The organism is Clostridium sp. UBA1652 (genome assembly GCF_002320975.1).
In the GTDB taxonomy this organism is placed as follows: domain Bacteria; phylum Bacillota; class Clostridia; order Clostridiales; family Clostridiaceae; genus Clostridium_T; species Clostridium_T intestinale.
On sequence record NZ_DCLI01000077.1, the window covers coordinates 88235 to 106540 of the forward strand.

Sequence of the window (18306 nt, forward strand, 5' to 3'; positions counted from 1 at the left end):
AATAATTATCCCTCACTATTAGTAGATTGTACATAAAAATATTATTCTTTTATACCTCAAATCTATATCCTATTCCCCAGATAGTCTCAATATATTGTGGTTTTGAAGAATCAGACTCAATTTTTTCTCTTATTTTTCTTATGTGAACTGTTACTGTTGCAATTTCCCCTGCGGAATCCATACCCCATATTCTTTCAAATAACTCTTCTTTTGAAAAAACTCTATTTGGGTTACTAGCTAGTAATAGTAATAAATCAAATTCCTTAGTTGTAAAATTTATTTCTTTATCATTTATGAATATTCTTCTAGAGGTTTTATCTATGGTAATTCCTCTAATCTGTATTATATCCTGTTCTTTTTTACCGCTTCCATTTACTAAACGCTCGTATCTTAAAATATGTGCTTTAACCCTTGCAACTAATTCATTGGGACTAAATGGCTTAGTCATATAATCATCTGCACCAAGCCCTAAAGCCCTAATTTTATCTATATCTTCTTTTTTAGCTGACACCATAAGAATAGGTATATCTTTTTCAATACGAATTCTTTTACATATCTCAAAGCCATCCATAGTTGGAAGCATAACATCTAATATAACTAAATCATAATCTTCATGTTGAACTTTATAAAACCCTTTATCTCCACTACTTTCTATATCAACACTGAAGCCATTAATCTCCAAATAATCTCTCTCTAACTCTGCAATGCTAATATCATCTTCTATTATTAGAACTCTCTTCATATTTCCCCTCCCAACCTATATTTTTTTAACTTAAAGAAAATACTAGTTCCTTTATTTAATTCACTTTCAGCCCATATTTCGCCTTGATGTTCCTCTATTATTTTTTTTACTATAGCAAGACCTAACCCACTTCCTCCTCCTATAGTTTCTCTAGCTACATCTCCTCTATAAAATCTCTCAAATATATTTGGTAATATTTCTTTATCTATTCCTTTTCCATTATCTTTTATTTCAACTATTACCTCATTATTTTTCTCGACTATATTTATATCTATTTTTAAAGCCTTATCATCTTTATATTTCATAGAATTCTCAATTATATTTAATATAACTCTCTTAAGCTTTTGAACATCCGCTTTAACCATGATTGTAGATTTTGGAATATGCGATGTTAATTCTATATTGTTTTTAGCAATATCAAAAGAAAGCTCTTCTATACAGTCCTTCATAAATTCTGTAAAATCAACTTGTTGATAATGAAACTGTAATTTATTAATATCAAGTTTGGAGAATAAAAATAAATCATCTATTAAGACATCCATGTATTTTGCTTTGGCATGTATGGTGTTTATGTATTTGTTCATTTTTTCTGGAGTATCTGCTATTCCATCTTTTATTCCTTCAACATATCCTTTAATAGACGTTATAGGCGTTTTTAAATCATGAGATATATTAGAAATTAATTCTTTTCTATTATCTTCATATTGTTGCTGTAATTCTATAGACTCCTTAAGTCTCATCCTCATATTCTCAAAAGAATTTCCTACTTGAGCTATTTCATCCTTTGAGTCAATATTTATTTTATAATCTAAATTTCCTTGTTTAATCTCATTAGCTGCATTTTCTAATTCCTTTAAGGGTTTTATTATGCTCTTATAGACTAAATAAGTTAATATCCCATGAGTACTAACTAAAATTAGACAAATCCCTATAAGAAGCCAGCTTATATTCCTTTTAAATAATTGAGCTAAGTGTGATTTATCTAGTATATAAAATACACTTCCTTCACTTCCATCTTTAAAATAAAAATCTTGTTGCCCTAATGTAATTTGTTTTTTCTCTTCGTAAAGCTCTTCCATTGTGACTTCTTCTAAGTTAAACTTTGGTAGCTTTGAGGTATCAAGATTAGTTTTTATTTCTTCCGATACGTAAACTATATCTTCGTTTTTTCTTATCACTAAGCCAGTATATTCTAATTGTCTATTATTTTCTAGCGACTCCATAAAATCATTATCTAAAAACTTATCAGAATTCTGAATACTTTGATTGTTTACAAATTTCATTACTCTATTAGTTGAAGCTACTACCTGAGTATAAAAATCCAACTTATCTATAGGACCTTTTGCACCAATACTATATTTTGTACTACCTTCCAATAAAGAAGTAAATATATGACTCAAAGCTAATATTAGAATAAATGGAATCACTAGCATTGCTATATAGGAAAATCTTAATCTTACTTTAATAGACATCTTCTATCTCCTTAAATATCATTATAGTGGACAAGAATTTCTTGCCCACTATAATGTAACTATTATTCATATCTAAGTGCATCTATTGGATCTAAGTTAGCTGCCTTTTTAGCTGGATATATTCCAAAGAACATTCCTATAGAGGATGAGAATATTATTACTCCTAATACCATTCCAATAGATATTGATGGAGCTATTCCTGCTGCTAGACCTATAAGTTCCGCTCCTATATAGCCTAGTGTCATGCCGATTAACCCTCCAATTAATGAAACTATAGAAGATTCAGTTAAGAATTGAATAAGTATAGTTTTTGTTGTAGCGCCTATTGCTTTTCTTATACCTATTTCTCTAGTTCTTTCAGTTACTGATACTAGCATTATATTCATAACTCCTATACCTCCTACTAAAAGAGATATTCCAGCAACCGCAGCAACAAAAGTTGTAAATATGCCTAACACATTATCAACTTGAGATAGTATGTCTAACATGCTTTGTGCCTTATATACTTCCTTACCAGAATTATTGTGTCTACTTTCAAGTATACTAATTGCACTGTTTGCCGCATCATTTACATCATCTTTTGAAGTTGATGTTACAGTTATTGAATATATCTTACTTGTTGTTGGATAAAGATTTTGTACAAAAGTAATAGGTGTTACTATAGTGGCTCGTTCGTTGGCAGCAGTGCCTATATTTTGTGATTCTGTAACTCCTATTATGGTTACACTTTTACTTGTTCCTTCCGCCCCTATTTTAACTGATTCTCCAACTACATCTGAAAATCCAAAAAGCTCTTTAGCAGAATTTTCATCAATTAAAGCAACTGCTTTACTATTTAACACATCATTTTCGCTAAAAAATCTTCCATATAGTATAGTTGTATTATTTATAAGAGCATAATCTTCATTAGCCCCATTAATAGTAGCATCTCTTTTTTTGTCATTTGAGCTTACCTTTCCTCTTTGAGAAACTGTAGGCGTTACATATTTTACTGTATCAACCTTCGTTCTTACAGCTTCTATATCTTTTAAGGTTATGTTATCTCCTTCTGCTGATTTATTAGTATCTACACTAACAGTTACATTGTTAGTTCCAATTTTCTCAAACTCTCCTACAATACTATTTTTACCACCAGCCCCTAAGGATAAAATAATTATAACTGAACTTATTCCTATAATTATCCCAAGCATAGTAAGGAAGGATCTCATCTTATTGGATTTTATGCTATCTATTGCCATTTTAAAATTTTCTATAAAATTCATTATTAGCCCTCCTATAATCTAGTTCTGTCTTCTACAGGCTTATCTTCTACTATTACTCCATCTTTAAACCTTACTATTCTCTTAGTATACTTAGCTACATCTGGCTCGTGAGTAACCATTATTACAGTTGCTCCCTCATCATTTATATCTTGAAATATTTTCATGATATCAAATGTAGATTTTGTATCCAAATTTCCTGTAGGTTCATCTGCCATTATTATAGTAGGTTCATTAACTATAGCTCTAGCTATTGCAACTCTTTGCTTTTGTCCACCTGATATTTCTGTAGACTTATTATGAAGTTTATCTCCTAAGCCAACTTTTTCTAAAGCTTTTATAGCCCTTTCTCTTCTGACTTTAGGTGAAACCCCTGCATAAATCATAGGAAGCTCAACATTTTCTAATACAGTCATTCTAGGAAGAAGGTTAAATGCTTGAAATACAAATCCAATTTCTTTATTTCTTATAAAGGCTAACTCATCATCTTTAAGCATGGAAATGTTTTTACCATTTAAGTAATACTCACCTTCGCTCATTTTATCAAGACATCCTAATATATTCATAAGGGTTGATTTACCTGAACCTGATGCTCCCATTATGGATGTAAATTCTCCCTTTGTAATTTTTAAATCTACTCCTTTTAATGCTTTAAAGGTTACTGACCCAGTCTCATATATCTTTACTATATTTTTAATTTCAACAACATTTACATCACTCAATTTAATATCCTCCTACTTTACTAAAGTTCCATCTTTAATTGTATCTGTAGGATTAAGGATTACTTTAGCACCAGTTGTTACTCCCTCTACTTGAACTTCAGTATCAGACTGAATTCCCTTAGTAACTTCCTTCTCTACCGCCTTATTATCTTCAACTATATAAATAACGCTCTTTCCTGTTTTATCTGTTTTAAGACTTTCTGTTGGTACTTTAATTACATTTTTTGCTTCATTTAATAAGATATCAACATCTGCTTCAAATCCTATTTTAAGTTCTGGATTTACATCCGTTATATTAATATCAACACTAAGATTAGCTTCTCCACTTGTAGAAGTCTTTGCAACTTCAGCTGTAGGAGATATATAAGAAACCTTACCCTTATACTCTTTTCCATTATTCTTAATTACTGCATCTTGACCAATAGTAACTTTAGCTGCATCATATCTACTTAGAGATAAAGTAACTTTTAAATTTGCTACATTCTGAACTGTTACAGCAGCTTGTTGTATAGTTCCCATAGCTCCTTCTGCCACATTTAAAGCTGTGACTACTCCATCTATATCTGCTGTTATACTACTTACTCCTTTAGATAAATTGCTGTTTGCATTATCTAAAGTTAGTTTAGCAGAATTTATGCTATTGTCCGCTTGTTGAAGCTTTGTATCTGATATTGGTGTTAAAGCAGACTTACTTTTCTCTAAACTTTCCTTCTTCGAATTTAAAGTAGGTAATAAATCTATATCAAATGGATCATTTTGTGCTTTTTCTATTTGATTGTTTACTTCTTTAATTTCTTTATCATATTCAGCTATCTTATTTTTAATATCATTATTTTGATTTACTAAATCCTGTTTTTGAAGTAAAGCATTATTATATTGTATTTCTGCTTGTTTTACTTGAGTATTTAAATCTTGTTGATCATACGTTACTAATACATCACCTTTTTTAACTGTATCTCCAACTTTAACATTTACTTTGGTTACTTTTGCTTGTGCACCATAATAATCTTTAACCTCTTGTGATTTAACTAAAGCTGTACTAGATAAATATACCTGCAAGTCTCCTTGAGTAACTTCTGATGTTTTAACTGTACTTCCTTGATTTCTAGCTCTATTTATTCTATTTAAACCAAATACTCCTCCAACAACTACTACAGCTATAATTATTGCTATTACTTTCTTTTTCATTTATGTAACCCCCATGATTTTTTAATTTATGTAATTATCTTATATAGTAAGTATAAACTAATATTAAATAAGTTATTATCTATGTATAAAATAAGTATTAAATTTTTCTAAAGTTAATTTTTTACATTTAAATAAGATGTATAAATTATAACAATTCATACATCTTATTTACTACAAAATTAAATTCTCTACAACAATATTTTTTTCTTTTTTTATGTCTATAAACTTATCTTCACATAATAAAAGAGGTTCGGAGATATTGTTTATATCAATTTGAATTATTTTACCTACATTGCCATCACTCAATAAAACATTTTCTCCCATATAGTAATTAATTATATGTTTTAAAAAAATATCACAATACTCATAGTTTAACTTTCTTAAACCCTCTTCTTTTATTATTTCTAAAGCTTCTAATGCACCCTTTTTCTTCTTATAACCTCTATTAGAATTAACAACATCAAATACATCAGCTATAGCTATTATTTTTGAAAAAATATGTATTTTATCACCTTTAATTCCTAATGGATATCCTGATCCATCTTCTCTTTCATGATGCATTAATACACCATAACTTACAGAACTATCAAGAAAAGAAATTTCCTTTATATAATTATATGTTATTGTAGGATGTTTTTCTATTTCTTTAATCTCATCTTTTCTTAATTTTCCTTTTTTATTTAATATTTGGGGATTTATTTGAGTTTTTCCAAAGTCATGTAATATAGCTGAATAGGTTAATAGATTTATTTTTACTTCATCTAATCCAATCCATTTCCCTAAAATAGCGCTTAATGCCGCAACATTTACACTATGTCTATATATTGCATCATCTCCGCTTCCCTTTATTACAATATTTTTAATTACTGAGCTTGTTGATTTTAATTCTTCTTGAATTTTTTTAGCAAATTTTCTGACTTCCTCAATTCCATTACTCTGTATGCTGTATATACCTTCAAATATTTCTTTCATATTATCAGTTAACTTTTGAAAACTTTCCTCAATTTCTTCTATGGATTTTTCTTTTTCAGAAAACATATTTTCATATAGTTGTGATTTATCATCGTAGATCTCTATTTTATCTAAAATATATTGATTTTTTAGTTTATATATAATATTTTCTGTAAGAGATGTATCTTGAACTAATAACACTCTTCCATTAATCTCTAAGTCTTTTGATAATACCATTCCATCCTTCAAGTCTTCAATATATATATGCTTTACTCTTCTTTCCAAAACCTCTCCCCCTTATTATCCCGATATAAATTCCTATATCTTCTATATCGTTCCAAATATAAATATCTAAACATCTTAGCATAATAAAAGGAGCATCATTATAATGCCCCTGGGTTATATTTCTTTATACCATACATTCATGCTTTCTATTCTACCAGATATGTTAGTGTTATTTATTAAGGTTCCTGAAAACTTAAAACCTATTTTGGAGAAGAGTATATTTGCATCAAAAGATTTTGCTCTAACTACAGAATATAAAGTTTTTATTCCTATTTTCTTCATTTCTTCTTCCATAGAGATTACTAAATAACGTGCTAAACCTTTCCCTCTAAAATTCTCATCACCAGCAAAATTAGTCATTTCAGCATATAAATTTTCTCTATCTACTTCACACGCAACAGCCGCTATGATTTTTTCTTTCTTACATATAGCTCCATACACTGTATTATTATTAATAAAATCTTCTATATATTTATACTCAAATACTGAAAGAAGTCTTGATTTTATATTTTTTCTATAGAAGTCCACTAATTCATCTAACTCTTTTTCTCTCACTAATCTATACATTAAATCTTCTCTTAATAAAAGTCTACAATATTTATTCTTATTTTTATTTTTAGCAGCCTCATGTATAACTTTATTAAGAATCTCTTTGTATCTCACTGTTTCTCTTTCTACAGAAAAATACTTTGCTAAAAATAGTCCATCTTCATTCCCTCTATACAGGTTAGGTATTCTAGCCTCTATAATATATCCTTTTTTTAAAAAAGATTCTCTATTTCTATATGCAATCTTAGCAGAAATTTTACTATATCTTCTTACTTTAACTGCCTTTTCTAATATGTCTATGATGTAGTCACTTTCTTCATCATTAAGTTTTATTAAATCTATTCTATCACTGTATCTGTCATAAGATATAACTGATTTTCTTTCATTTATATCATAAAGCACTTGCTATTCTCCTCTTTTCTAATTTTATAAACAACTTAATTATAACACTTAAGTTGTCAAATTTAAAGTTAATCCTCAAGTAAATACATCCAAATCAATATTCTCTATTTAATAAGATAAATTAATCAGCTTACCTATAGCTATACTTTTACTATTTTGCCCATGACCAAGCTCATTTGTTTTTATTATTGGTAGATCTAAATCCCCTAAGATATCTAACAAAATCTCTTCAGTTTTTGGTGTATAATTTTTCTCCTCCATCTCGCTAAAGCTACCTAATATTATTCCCTTTATATTTTTAAAAACATCTAGCTGTTCATATTGAGTTAAGTAGGTTGTTATTTTGGAAACATCTCCACCTAGGCTCTCTAAAAATAAAATCTTATCTTTAAAGTCTACCATATATTTTGTTCCTGCTAGCTTCAAAAAACATCGGATATTTCCCCCAACTACTTCTCCACTCATCTTATTTCCTCTAATCCATTTATAGTTAAAATTCAATAAATCAGTACTTCCCTCAAAAAAGAAACCTTTAAACAGCTTTAACTGTTCTTCTTTATACTCCCCAACAAGATTTCTAAGTTGATAATAATACGTATCTATTCCACTTAAGTCATGGAGTGGATTTAATAAAACGGATAAATCGCTATACCCAAGGAATGGTTTCTTATTATTCCCTATCTCATTAAAATCTAAATAATTTAAAACTCCATTGGCTAAATCTCCTCCAGATATATCAAATATGGCTTTAACTGACTTATCTTTAAAAAGCTTCATAAGTCCTTCAGCCTTCTCTTTTGGAGTTCCATTATAGACATCTTTACTTCTGTAAATTTCATTTCCATAAACAAACTTCAGCCCTAAACTTACCAAAACTTCTTCAAGTTTCTTTATTTTCTTATTACTTTCAATAGCCAGCCCATTTGAACAGGCTATTAACCCAATAGTATCACCAATTTCAATCATATTTCTCATATAAATCAACGTCTCCTTTTTTACTTTTTATAATTGTATCAACTAACATAAAAAGCATTCAACCCTTAATTGAATGCTTTTATTCACATGTTAGTATTTATCTTTTTAAGTACACTTTCTAAGTCCCTAACATGCTCTTCTTCTTGGCTTATTATTACTGTCAACAGCTTATAATTATTAGTTTCCATATCATTAGGTTCACTAACAAATAATCCCCTTATCCTTTTAACTAAAGCCAAATAATCTTTTTCAAAGCCTATAGCCAAATCTAATAAGTCTTTGACTTCATGTATTTCTTTACTCACACTTAAATGCATAAACTCATATACTAACTTACTTGCTTTATCGTATATATCAAATTCAACATCTATATCCTCACAGTTCAGTATGTTGTCTCTAAAGTCTTCATAAATCTTTACATGTTTTCTTTCTTGGTTAGCTAATGCTTTAGCTAATACTTTTATATTCTCTTGACCTTCAAGTCCTTCTGATTTTTTTATATAAAGCTCGGCACCAAGCTCCTCTATCTTAATTATTTTATCTATCAAGTCTGTTAGTTTATACATTACGCCTTCATCTCCCTATTAAATTTACCCTGTATAATCTTACACCTGAATTTAGTATATTACAATATATTAAATTATATCTAAGTAATCAAAAAAGCCTATGTGCATTAATAAACACATAAACTTTTTAATCTACCTCTTCTACTATTTAACTAATACTAAATAATCCTGAAAAGCCAGCTATTAGAATCATTATTCCAAATACCATTCTATATATAACAAATACCTTCATAGGCTTTTTCTTTAAGTACTCTATAAACTTTTTTATTACAATTAATGCAACTATAAACGATACTAGAAAGCCTACTACTAATGACATTATTTCAATTGAAGTCAATGTAGAAACTCCTCCAATTTTGATAAATTTTAAAAGACTCATTCCCATCATTACTGGTATAGCCAAGAAGAATGAAAACTCCGCTGCTGCTACTGTAGATAATCCAGCTATCCATCCACCTATTATTGTAGAGGCAGATCTAGACATCCCTGGTATTATAGCTAAACATTGAAATAAACCTATAATTATTGCTTGTTTAGGGTTAATATTTATTTCTTTAGCACCTGAAACATTTCTAAATCTATTTTCAGCGTAAAGCATCCATACAGCACCTAAAACTAAAGTAATAGCAACAGATACGGTATTAAATAAATACTTATCTGCTAAATCGTCTAAAGTTAATTGAACTACAGCACCTGGAATACATGCTATAACTATCATAAACCAAAACTTAAAACCAGACTTTTCATAACCAACTTTTCCTGGGAAAAAGTTTAGTAGAGTTTCTTTTATTTTTCTCCAATATAAAACTACAACTGCAAGTATTGCTCCTAACTGTATAACATATGCATACATATTTACATAGGTTTCATTATCACCTTGAAACCCTAATAGATTCTGAAATATTATTATGTGACCTGTTGAAGATATAGGAAGAAACTCTGTTATCCCTTCAACCACACCTATTATAGCTGATTTTATTAAAAAAATTAAATTATCCATTACTTATCCTTTCCAAACTCTTATTTGTTTAATATACATGGTTTTGGCAAATTTATAATATGCTAGTTGAATAAGGGCGAAAATTAATGTTGTAACTACAAAATATGCTGATAGGTTATCATTTAATAAATTGCTTAATGCTTTTATAGCAAAAAATGTATGAGAAATAGAAACTATAAAAGGAATAAAAAATATTATAAAAATCTGGCCCTCTACTGTCTTCTCTATTTCTTCATTTGTTATTCCTATTTTCTTTAATGCTATAAATTCATATCTGTCCTTTTGAACTTCATTGAATATTTTAAAATATAATATACTATTAGTTGAAATAAAAAATATTATGGATATAAAACTTCCTATGAAGAAAAGCAAGGACATAGTTTTAATAAGGGGCGAATACCTTTGTATCCTCTCAATAAAAGACTTTCCTATATCATTACTAAATAAATTTCCAACCTCATTCATAGAATTAAAATCTTTATTAAAGTTGTTAAAATTATATCCGTAATATATAACCTTATTATTTTCACTAGTGTAACTTAGTATTTTGTTATACAATCCATCTTCTAAAACAGCTGTATTAGCATTGGTATTTTCATAGTCATCATTTATTATTCCACCACTAATCTCATTTTTTATATTCAATTCCACAATTGATTTATCTACACCTAAATTTATCCTATCTTTCTCATCTATAAAATAATGACTTCCAATCCCCCCCATAACATTATAAGTACGTATTATAACCTCATCATCCTTTAAGTTTACTGCTTCTCTTCCCTGCTTTAAAGCCAACTTATTGTAATCATAATTAGACATTAAGTAAAAGTCCTTTTTGTTATTAATCGTATTAAGATTACCCTTTTTAGGCTCTACTGCATCTAAATTCTCAGCTTTTATTAATGTTATACTTATTTTATCCTCTATATCATATCCATTTGAAACTAATATATCAGACACTAATTTCTCATTATTTTCTCCAGTTCTCCCAATAAAGTCAAAATCCTGTGGAAAATTAAGCCTTATACTGTTTAATACATTCTTTTGTACCGAATAGACACTTATTATAGCTGTTAAACTAATAGCACTAAATATTGAAACAATAAATAGAATTATAATATTATCTTTTATTTTATAAATTAACTGAGATATACTTATTAAGTTTATACCTTTGTAATACTTCTTTTTATTTTTCTTTAGTCTATCTGTTAAAAATATACTTAACTGAGCGTACAATAGATAAGTTCCTAGTATAGTTATAACTAAGATAGGTACCATTGTAACTTCTATTGCTCTTCCCGAAAATAAAGCTAATCCATAACCTAAGCCTAAAAGGACTAAACATAATATAGCTTTTCCTGTAGAAAATTCTGTTTCATATCTAGACTCTTGTTCTTCTTTCAAAAGTTTAATAACACTACTCTTCTTTATTCTGTAACTACATATATAATTTATTACCTGAGATAAAATTACAAATCCTACCAAAGTTAATAAGGTTACTCTTTTAGATATATGAAATTTTATTACCTCATCTAAATCTAAAATTACAGTTATAATTAAGAAAAATAATCTTGAAAATAGCATACCCACTATAATTCCAGTAATTATAGAAATAAGTGAAAACAACAAATTTTCTATAGATGTATATAAAGTTATATTAGAATTAGTAAATCCAAGAGTTTTTAAAAGCGCAAATTCTCTTTTACGTATTTTCAAAAAATTAGAAATAGAATAACTAGAAAAAATCAAGGTAAACACTACTATAGTAATTTCACAAAAATATATTATAATTTTTATAACCCTATCCATATTGTTTAGTTCTTGAATATTACCTACCTCTAAATTATAGAGAAAGTTTCCAAACATAAAAAATATCATTATTATAATTACATTACTTAAATAGTACATAATATATTTGTTTAAGTTTTCTCTCATATTCTTATATACAACATCACTTAAGGTCATTATAACTCCTCCTTATATCTCCCAAAAGTGAAAGTGAGTCTATAATTTCCTTAAAAAAAGTTTCCCTACTATTCCGCTTCACTATATCAAGAAAAAATCTTCCATCTTTTATCATGATAACTTTATTACAAAAACTTGCTACAAAAGGATCATGAGTAACCATTAAGATAGTAGATTTTTTCTCTTTATTCAATTTACTTAACCCATCCATTATATCGTAAGCTGATTTTGAATCTAAACTTCCTGTAGGTTCGTCTGCAAAAATAATAGAAGGATTATTGATTAAAGCTCTTGCACAAGCTACCTTCTGCCTCTGACCACCAGAAATTTCATAAACTCTTTTACCTAATATACTTCTTATGTCCAAAAATTCAGTTATACTTCTAAGTCTTTGTTCTATTTCTAAAACTTCAACCTTCTCCAAAGCTAATGGTAAAAGTATATTCTCTTCAATAGATAGCGACTCTAATAGATTAAAATCTTGAAATATAAATCCTATTTCTCTACGTCTAAATAAAGATATCTCCTTGTCATTTAAGGTGGAAGGGGTAATATTACTAATAAGTATTTCTCCTGAGGATGGATAATCTAATGTGGCTAGGATATTAAGAAGTGTTGTTTTTCCACTTCCTGAAGGTCCCATAACACCTATAAACTCCCCCTCTTCTACAGTAACACTAAAATTATTTAGAGCTTTAACTTTCATGCTACCTCTCTTAGAGGTGTACACTTTAGTTATATTTTTTGCTTCTAGTATACTCATTACCCTTCCTCCAAATTAAGTATCTCTACTCATATATTTAATAACTGCAAATCCAACAATAAATGTGATTATACAGTATATTATATCAAATCCTTCAGGTATTCCTGGAAATACTTCTAATAAAGACCCTATTACAAAACCCAATATAAGTAAATAAGTTTTACTCGGATACTTTTCAAGTAAATTTTCTATAGCCTTTGTAGTAGATAAAGTTCCTATTATAGCCCCTATTCCTATTGGAACTAAATACGCAAGGTTAAAAGTATTTATAGCTTCTAAAGTAATACTATATAATCCTAAAGTTAAAAGCATAAATGAAGTACTTATTCCTGGAAGAATAAGAGCTACAGCTATTATAAAACCAGCTATTACAAGAAATATTGTACTCTTAACACCAGTATCTGTAGCTAAAGTAAGCACTGCACTTGGCTGTAAAGTCATTATAAATACAATTATAAAACCTATAACTAAAAACATTAAGTCTGCTTTTTTTCTTTCAGAACTCAATGACTTTTTATATAAAACAGGAATCCCCCCACATATTATACCTAAAAACAGATAAATCATTGGATTCTCATACTTAACTAGTGCCTGTTCTATAATTTTACTAAACGCACCCATACCTACAACAGCACCTATTCCAATTTGAACTAAAAATAAACTATTCTTTTTCCAATCTTTAAAAAAAGAACTAATAGAATGAATTAAATCATCATACACACCTAATATTATTGCCATAGTTCCCCCACTAACTCCTGGAACTAAAGTTGCCAAACCTATAACTACACCTTTTATAACAGTAACTATATTTCCCATTCTATCCTCCTAAATTAAAAAGTATATTTATATTATAAAAAAAATAGAGAAACCTACCTATCGATTTCTCTTTCAACTTAACTTACATTTCTTTCAATTTTGTAAGACTACATATTGAATATACTCTTTTCTTTATTAAATGCTACATAAAACTTGCTTCCTACTCCCTCTTCAGACTCAACCCAAATTCTATGTCCAAGCTCATCACACACTTTTTTAGATAGATATAATCCCATTCCTGTTGATTCATTTATTTTTCTTCCATTTTTGCCTGTAAAAAAAGCTCTAAAAACCCTTCCTACATCCTCTTTAGCTATACCTATTCCATTATCTTCAATAACCAATATATTTTCTTTCTCTTCCTCTTTTATAATAAAATCTATGCTTCTTTTCTCACCATCTTTTGAATATTTTACACCGTTGATAAGCAATTGATTTATTACAAAATATAAAGATTTTCTATCACTTCTTACTATTAAATTTTCTTTTCCTTTAATCTTTGGATAAACTCTATTTTTTATAATAAGCTTCTTATTATCATTTATAACTTCTCTAAGTAACTCATTAAGGTGTATATTTTCTACTACAAAATCTAAATTAAACTTATTCAATCTAGCATTATAAAGAACCATCTCTAATCCATGGTATAACTTATCATTTTCTTCCCCTATACTTTCAAAGGCTTCATTACCCTCATTATTAACAGCTTCTTGCACAAGAAGATTGATAACAGATACCGGCGTTTTCATCTGATGTACCCATTGATTTATAAATTCCAAATACTCGTTATGTATATCTTCATATCTAGTTATTTCCTGTTTGTAATTTCTATATAGCTTTGTTAGAATAACTTGAAAAATTTCCTGTTCTCTTGTTACTCCTTGTACATCGTAGAGTAAATCATCTAAATCTATATCAGAATTTACTAAGGTACTTAATTGTTTATAGAAATCTCTATTTTTTCTATAATCATAGACTAAAAAAACACTAAGCAAAATAACTGATATCAATAAAGAATATACTATATTCTCAAAAAATACTTCTTTTAAAGCTATTATTAAAGTGAGATGCATGGTCAATATAACCAATAAAATAGCTACAAAATAAATAACTATGTATCCTATCCTATCTTTAAGGTATTGAAAAAAATTTATTTCCTTATTCATAGATTAATTATCTCCAATTATTTATAAGTTTATATCCTTGTCCTCGTTTGGTTTCAATAGAATCTTTAATACCTATATCTTCAAGTTTTTTTCTTAACCTAGTCATATTCACCGAAAGAGTATTATCATCTACAAAATCAATATCACTCCATAAAGCTTCAAGCAGCATATCTCTATTTACAATCTTATTTATGTTCTTTACGAGAGTAAATAATAGCACAAATTCATTCTTACTTAAATCAAGCTTTTTATCCCTAAACTCTATAATATTTTTATCAGTATAAATAAATAGTCCGTCTATCTCAAAGACCTCTTGGGATACTCCCTCTGAATAACTTCCATAAACTCTTCTTATTACCCCTTTTATCTTTGCAAGCAATACCTCATATGAGAAAGGTTTAGTTATATAATCATCTCCACCATTTTCTATGGCCCTAACTTGATCTATATCTGAATCCCTTGCAGATATAAATACAATAGGAACATTGGACACAGTTCTTATATCCCTACACCAATAGAACCCGTCATAAAAAGGAAGATTAATATCCATAAGTACTAAACTTGGATTATTTTTTATAAATTCACTTTTTATATTAGAGAAATCCTCAACCTCTTGAATATTATATCCATATCTTTCAAGATGATTTTTAATAAGTTCCCGTAACTTTTTATCATCTTCTATAAGCATAATACTGTACATAAAATCTCACCTCCCCTATAAATTATTCCTCAAATAGTATCCTATAAGGTTTTGCATGCTCATCAGCTAAATCTTCAACAAGTTCATTAAAGTGCTTGTGGTCAATATTTATTTTAACATTATTATCTTTAACTATCTCAGTTATATCCAACAAATCATATATTGATCCAAAGCTAGACAAATCTATTTTGTATCCATCTTTAAAATAAACTTTATAATATAAACTTCCACCAGATTTATGTTCTTTAACATAGATAGAAACCTCTTCAATATCTTTATAGCTATAATTTTTATCCTTAAAATTTAATAAATTATGCTTTTCTATCCTATCTTCGAATACTGCGTAATAATTATTTATTCCATATAAATAAGCACTTAATAATACTGCAAATAACCCCGCAAAGACTACGTTATATTGTATTTTATTACTTTTATTTTTTCTATATATACCACTATAAACAGGCGTATACTCTAAAGGTTCATATGCATCATTTCTAAATTTAAAATATATATACAATAATATAACTAAAAGTATAGGTATAGCCATAAGCATAATATAATTCAATACTGAAGTATCAAGCAACATATATCCCTTAGAATTTCTACTAATTACCTTAAATGTTAAAGTACCCATTCCTCCAACATAACCAAAAAAAATGATAATTGCTATAATTATTATTCCTATTCGCTTAAAGAATCCTCCTATAGAATCTACCCCGCTAAATATATCATTATACAAAATAAAATTCCCCCAACCTACTATTAAAGCCCTCTATGCTTAGAGGGCTTATGATGATTATATTATAATTTGCTATTTTTTTCAAATAAATAGTCTTGTTACATATTGCTATTAGCTCTTAAATCAGAAACTATCTTCAATATAGATTCTAATGCATTTTCCATTGGTACATTTATAGAAAAGCTCTTATCTCTAGCAACAACTTCTATGATATTTTGTTTTAAATTTCTTGGACTAACAACTACTCTTACTGGAACTCCTAATAGGTCAGCATCAGAAAACATAACTCCTGCGCTTACAGAACGATCATCATAAATAACTTCTATACCTTTTTGTTGCAACTCTTTATATAAGTTATCTGCACATTCCTTTATTTCAGTATTATCAGATCGTACCGCACATAAATGAACATGCCATGGAGCAATTGATATTGGCCACCTTGGACCAAATTCATCATGATGCGCCTCACATACTGCAGCAGCAAGTCTACCTACTCCAATACCATAACAACCCATTATAGGATTTTGTAAATTACCATCTTGATCAAGGTAAGTCATATTCATAGATTTAGTATATTTGTCGCCTAGTTGAAAAATATTGCCTACTTCTACCCCACGTGAAATTGTAATAGCTGGCTTTCCGCAATTAGGACATATACCACCTTCAATAACCTTAGCAAAGTCATGATACTCAACCTCTCCGATATCACGACTAATATCTAATCCAGTATAGTGATACTCCTCCTTGTTTGCCCCACAAGAAAGATTGTTAGTATTTTTAAGTGAAGAGTCAAAAAGCACAATAAAATCACCTTCTAAATTATATGGTCCTATATATCCTGGAGTAAGTCCACTATCTTCAGTAATTATTGCTGGATGAATTTCTTCACCTAAATAATTCGATAATTTAGTTTCATTTACCTCTATATCTCCACGTATAAATAACACAACATACTTATCATCCGAATTTCTTTGATATACAACAGCTTTACAAGAAAGGCTTTCTTTACTATTTAAAAACTTACAAACCTCTTCAATGGTATGAATATTTGGTGTATGAACAAGTGTCAGTTTTTCTGAAACTTCATCTTTATTATTATGAATTATACTTTCAGCAGCTTCTATATTTGCGCGATAATCACATTCTTTACATATAGCTATTGAATCCTCTCCAATAGGAGTTAAAAGCATAAATTCATGAGATATACTTCCTCCCATCATACCAGAATCAGAGGCTACGGATATTACTTCTGGTATTCCTGTTCTTTTATAGATTCTTTCATAAGCTTCATAACAACTGATATAGTATTCTTCCAAATCCTCTTTACTTGTATGGAAAGAATATGCATCCTTCATAGTGAATTCACGAACGCGAATTAATCCTGCTCTAGGACGAGCTTCATCTCTAAATTTAGTTTGTATTTGATAAATCATAAATGGGTATTTTAAATAACTTTTTCCATATTCACGTACAAGTTGAACAGCCGCCTCCTCATGTGTCATACCAAGAACTAGAGGGCTTTTATTTCTATCATTAAATCTAACAAGTTCGTTACCTATACTTTCATATCTCCCAGATTCTTCCCATAAACTTGCAGGCATAACTACTGGAAACTGTACTTCCTGTCCTTCAATCCCATCCATTTCTTCACGCATAATCTGCTCTATTTTTCTTGTGATTCTTTTCAGTGGAGTATATGAAGAATAGATTCCATTGGAAACACTTTTTATATATCCTCCTCTAACCATCAATGCATGACTATCAACTACACAATCAGATGGTCTTTCTTTAAAACGATCACCAATTAATTTTTCAAGTTTCATATTGCTACCTCCATTTTTGTTTTTAAATACAAAAAAATCGTTAAGGCGACTATGAGCCGTCGATTTTTTTTGCGCATCTGCCTTTCCAAACGCATGTGAGGAAAACTGGCAGGCGCTCAATTTTCTTGTTTTTATTCTTTAGGATGTTTAATTCACAATAAATGAATTTCATGAAGCTGAAAAACGCTTCTACAGAATTGATGTGTATAATTTCCTCGTATTA

At 28.8% G+C, this 18306-nt stretch carries 17 protein-coding genes; all 17 read right to left on the reverse strand.

The genetic code is table 11. The features are described 5' to 3' along the window. Nucleotides 1–49 precede the first annotated feature (49 nt). The 17 genes from B3N22_RS16130 to B3N22_RS16210 all read right to left on the reverse strand — a co-directional run bounded on the left by B3N22_RS16130 (nt 50) and on the right by B3N22_RS16210 (nt 18083). Nucleotides 50–742 (reverse strand): response regulator transcription factor, encoded by a 693-nt coding sequence (locus tag B3N22_RS16130; protein ID WP_238902085.1) that lies wholly within the window; start codon nt 740–742, stop codon nt 50–52. Continuing rightward, nucleotides 739–2214, reverse strand: a complete 1476-nt coding sequence (locus B3N22_RS16135) for a sensor histidine kinase (RefSeq protein WP_286908721.1) — start codon at nt 2212–2214, stop codon at nt 739–741. The genes B3N22_RS16130 and B3N22_RS16135 overlap by 4 nt, the downstream gene beginning before the upstream one ends. 62 nt (nt 2215–2276) lie before the next feature. After that, the gene (locus B3N22_RS16140) at nt 2277–3476 is read right to left on the reverse strand and encodes an ABC transporter permease (RefSeq protein ID WP_286908722.1); all 1200 of its coding nucleotides are present in this window, start codon (nt 3474–3476) and stop codon (nt 2277–2279) included. 11 nt (nt 3477–3487) lie between these two features. Beyond that, nucleotides 3488–4195, reverse strand: coding sequence for an ABC transporter ATP-binding protein (locus B3N22_RS16145; RefSeq protein WP_021803377.1), 708 nt, complete (start codon nt 4193–4195; stop codon nt 3488–3490). Between the two features lie 12 nt (nt 4196–4207). Continuing rightward, nucleotides 4208–5383: an efflux RND transporter periplasmic adaptor subunit gene (locus B3N22_RS16150; protein WP_238902087.1), complete on the reverse strand. Its 1176-nt coding sequence runs from the start codon at nt 5381–5383 to the stop codon at nt 4208–4210. Nucleotides 5384–5554: 171 nt separating this feature from the next. Next, a complete protein-coding gene (locus B3N22_RS16155; RefSeq protein WP_238902088.1) occupies nt 5555–6619 on the reverse strand; it encodes an HD-GYP domain-containing protein in 1065 nt (354 codons plus the stop codon). Between the two features lie 114 nt (nt 6620–6733). After that, nucleotides 6734–7570, reverse strand: coding sequence for a putative beta-lysine N-acetyltransferase (ablB, locus tag B3N22_RS16160; protein WP_238902089.1), 837 nt, complete (start codon nt 7568–7570; stop codon nt 6734–6736). 108 nt (nt 7571–7678) lie between these two features. Beyond that, entirely contained in the window at nt 7679–8545 is an 867-nt protein-coding gene (locus B3N22_RS16165) for a S66 family peptidase (protein ID WP_238902090.1), read from the reverse strand. 83 nt (nt 8546–8628) lie between these two features. Beyond that, a complete protein-coding gene (locus B3N22_RS16170; RefSeq protein WP_238902091.1) occupies nt 8629–9111 on the reverse strand; it encodes a ferritin family protein in 483 nt (160 codons plus the stop codon). A gap of 148 nt (nt 9112–9259) precedes the next feature. Further along, on the reverse strand, nt 9260–10111 hold the full coding sequence (locus tag B3N22_RS16175) for an undecaprenyl-diphosphate phosphatase (RefSeq protein WP_238902092.1): 852 nt from the start codon (nt 10109–10111) through the stop codon (nt 9260–9262). Between the two features lie 3 nt (nt 10112–10114). After that, complete coding sequence (locus B3N22_RS16180; protein WP_238902093.1) at nt 10115–12076, reverse strand: ABC transporter permease; 1962 nt, start codon at nt 12074–12076, stop codon at nt 10115–10117. Then, nucleotides 12063–12839: an ABC transporter ATP-binding protein gene (locus tag B3N22_RS16185; protein WP_238902094.1), complete on the reverse strand. Its 777-nt coding sequence runs from the start codon at nt 12837–12839 to the stop codon at nt 12063–12065. Before B3N22_RS16185 ends, B3N22_RS16180 begins: the two co-directional genes overlap by 14 nt. A 15-nt stretch (nt 12840–12854) precedes the next feature. Further along, nucleotides 12855–13655, reverse strand: coding sequence for a DUF368 domain-containing protein (locus tag B3N22_RS16190; RefSeq protein ID WP_238902095.1), 801 nt, complete (start codon nt 13653–13655; stop codon nt 12855–12857). A 107-nt stretch (nt 13656–13762) separates the two neighbouring features. Then, a complete protein-coding gene (locus B3N22_RS16195) occupies nt 13763–14809 on the reverse strand; it encodes a sensor histidine kinase (protein ID WP_238902305.1) in 1047 nt (348 codons plus the stop codon). Between the two features lie 19 nt (nt 14810–14828). Beyond that, a complete protein-coding gene (locus tag B3N22_RS16200) occupies nt 14829–15521 on the reverse strand; it encodes a response regulator transcription factor (RefSeq protein ID WP_286908723.1) in 693 nt (230 codons plus the stop codon). 22 nt (nt 15522–15543) lie between these two features. Further along, nucleotides 15544–16260 (reverse strand): hypothetical protein, encoded by a 717-nt coding sequence (locus B3N22_RS16205; RefSeq protein WP_286908724.1) that lies wholly within the window; start codon nt 16258–16260, stop codon nt 15544–15546. Between the two features lie 98 nt (nt 16261–16358). Continuing rightward, nucleotides 16359–18083 (reverse strand): proline--tRNA ligase, encoded by a 1725-nt coding sequence (locus tag B3N22_RS16210; protein ID WP_286908725.1) that lies wholly within the window; start codon nt 18081–18083, stop codon nt 16359–16361. Nucleotides 18084–18306: the final 223 nt, after the last annotated feature.

Bases quoted from the DNA above. Each gene is read 5' to 3' on its own strand.
- B3N22_RS16130 (WP_238902085.1), bottom strand. From the start codon at position 742: ATGAAGAGAGTTCTAATAATAGAAGATGATATTAGCATTGCAGAGTTA.
- B3N22_RS16135 (WP_286908721.1), bottom strand. From the start codon at position 2,214: ATGTCTATTAAAGTAAGATTAAGATTTTCCTATATAGCAATGCTAGTG.
- B3N22_RS16140 (WP_286908722.1), bottom strand. From the start codon at position 3,476: ATGAATTTTATAGAAAATTTTAAAATGGCAATAGATAGCATAAAATCC.
- B3N22_RS16150 (WP_238902087.1), bottom strand. From the start codon at position 5,383: ATGAAAAAGAAAGTAATAGCAATAATTATAGCTGTAGTAGTTGTTGGA.
- B3N22_RS16165 (WP_238902090.1), bottom strand. From the start codon at position 8,545: ATGAGAAATATGATTGAAATTGGTGATACTATTGGGTTAATAGCCTGT.
- B3N22_RS16170 (WP_238902091.1), bottom strand. From the start codon at position 9,111: ATGTATAAACTAACAGACTTGATAGATAAAATAATTAAGATAGAGGAG.
- B3N22_RS16175 (WP_238902092.1), bottom strand. From the start codon at position 10,111: ATGGATAATTTAATTTTTTTAATAAAATCAGCTATAATAGGTGTGGTT.
- B3N22_RS16180 (WP_238902093.1), bottom strand. From the start codon at position 12,076: ATGACCTTAAGTGATGTTGTATATAAGAATATGAGAGAAAACTTAAAC.
- B3N22_RS16185 (WP_238902094.1), bottom strand. From the start codon at position 12,839: ATGAGTATACTAGAAGCAAAAAATATAACTAAAGTGTACACCTCTAAG.
- B3N22_RS16190 (WP_238902095.1), bottom strand. From the start codon at position 13,655: ATGGGAAATATAGTTACTGTTATAAAAGGTGTAGTTATAGGTTTGGCA.
- B3N22_RS16200 (WP_286908723.1), bottom strand. From the start codon at position 15,521: ATGTACAGTATTATGCTTATAGAAGATGATAAAAAGTTACGGGAACTT.
- B3N22_RS16210 (WP_286908725.1), bottom strand. From the start codon at position 18,083: ATGAAACTTGAAAAATTAATTGGTGATCGTTTTAAAGAAAGACCATCT.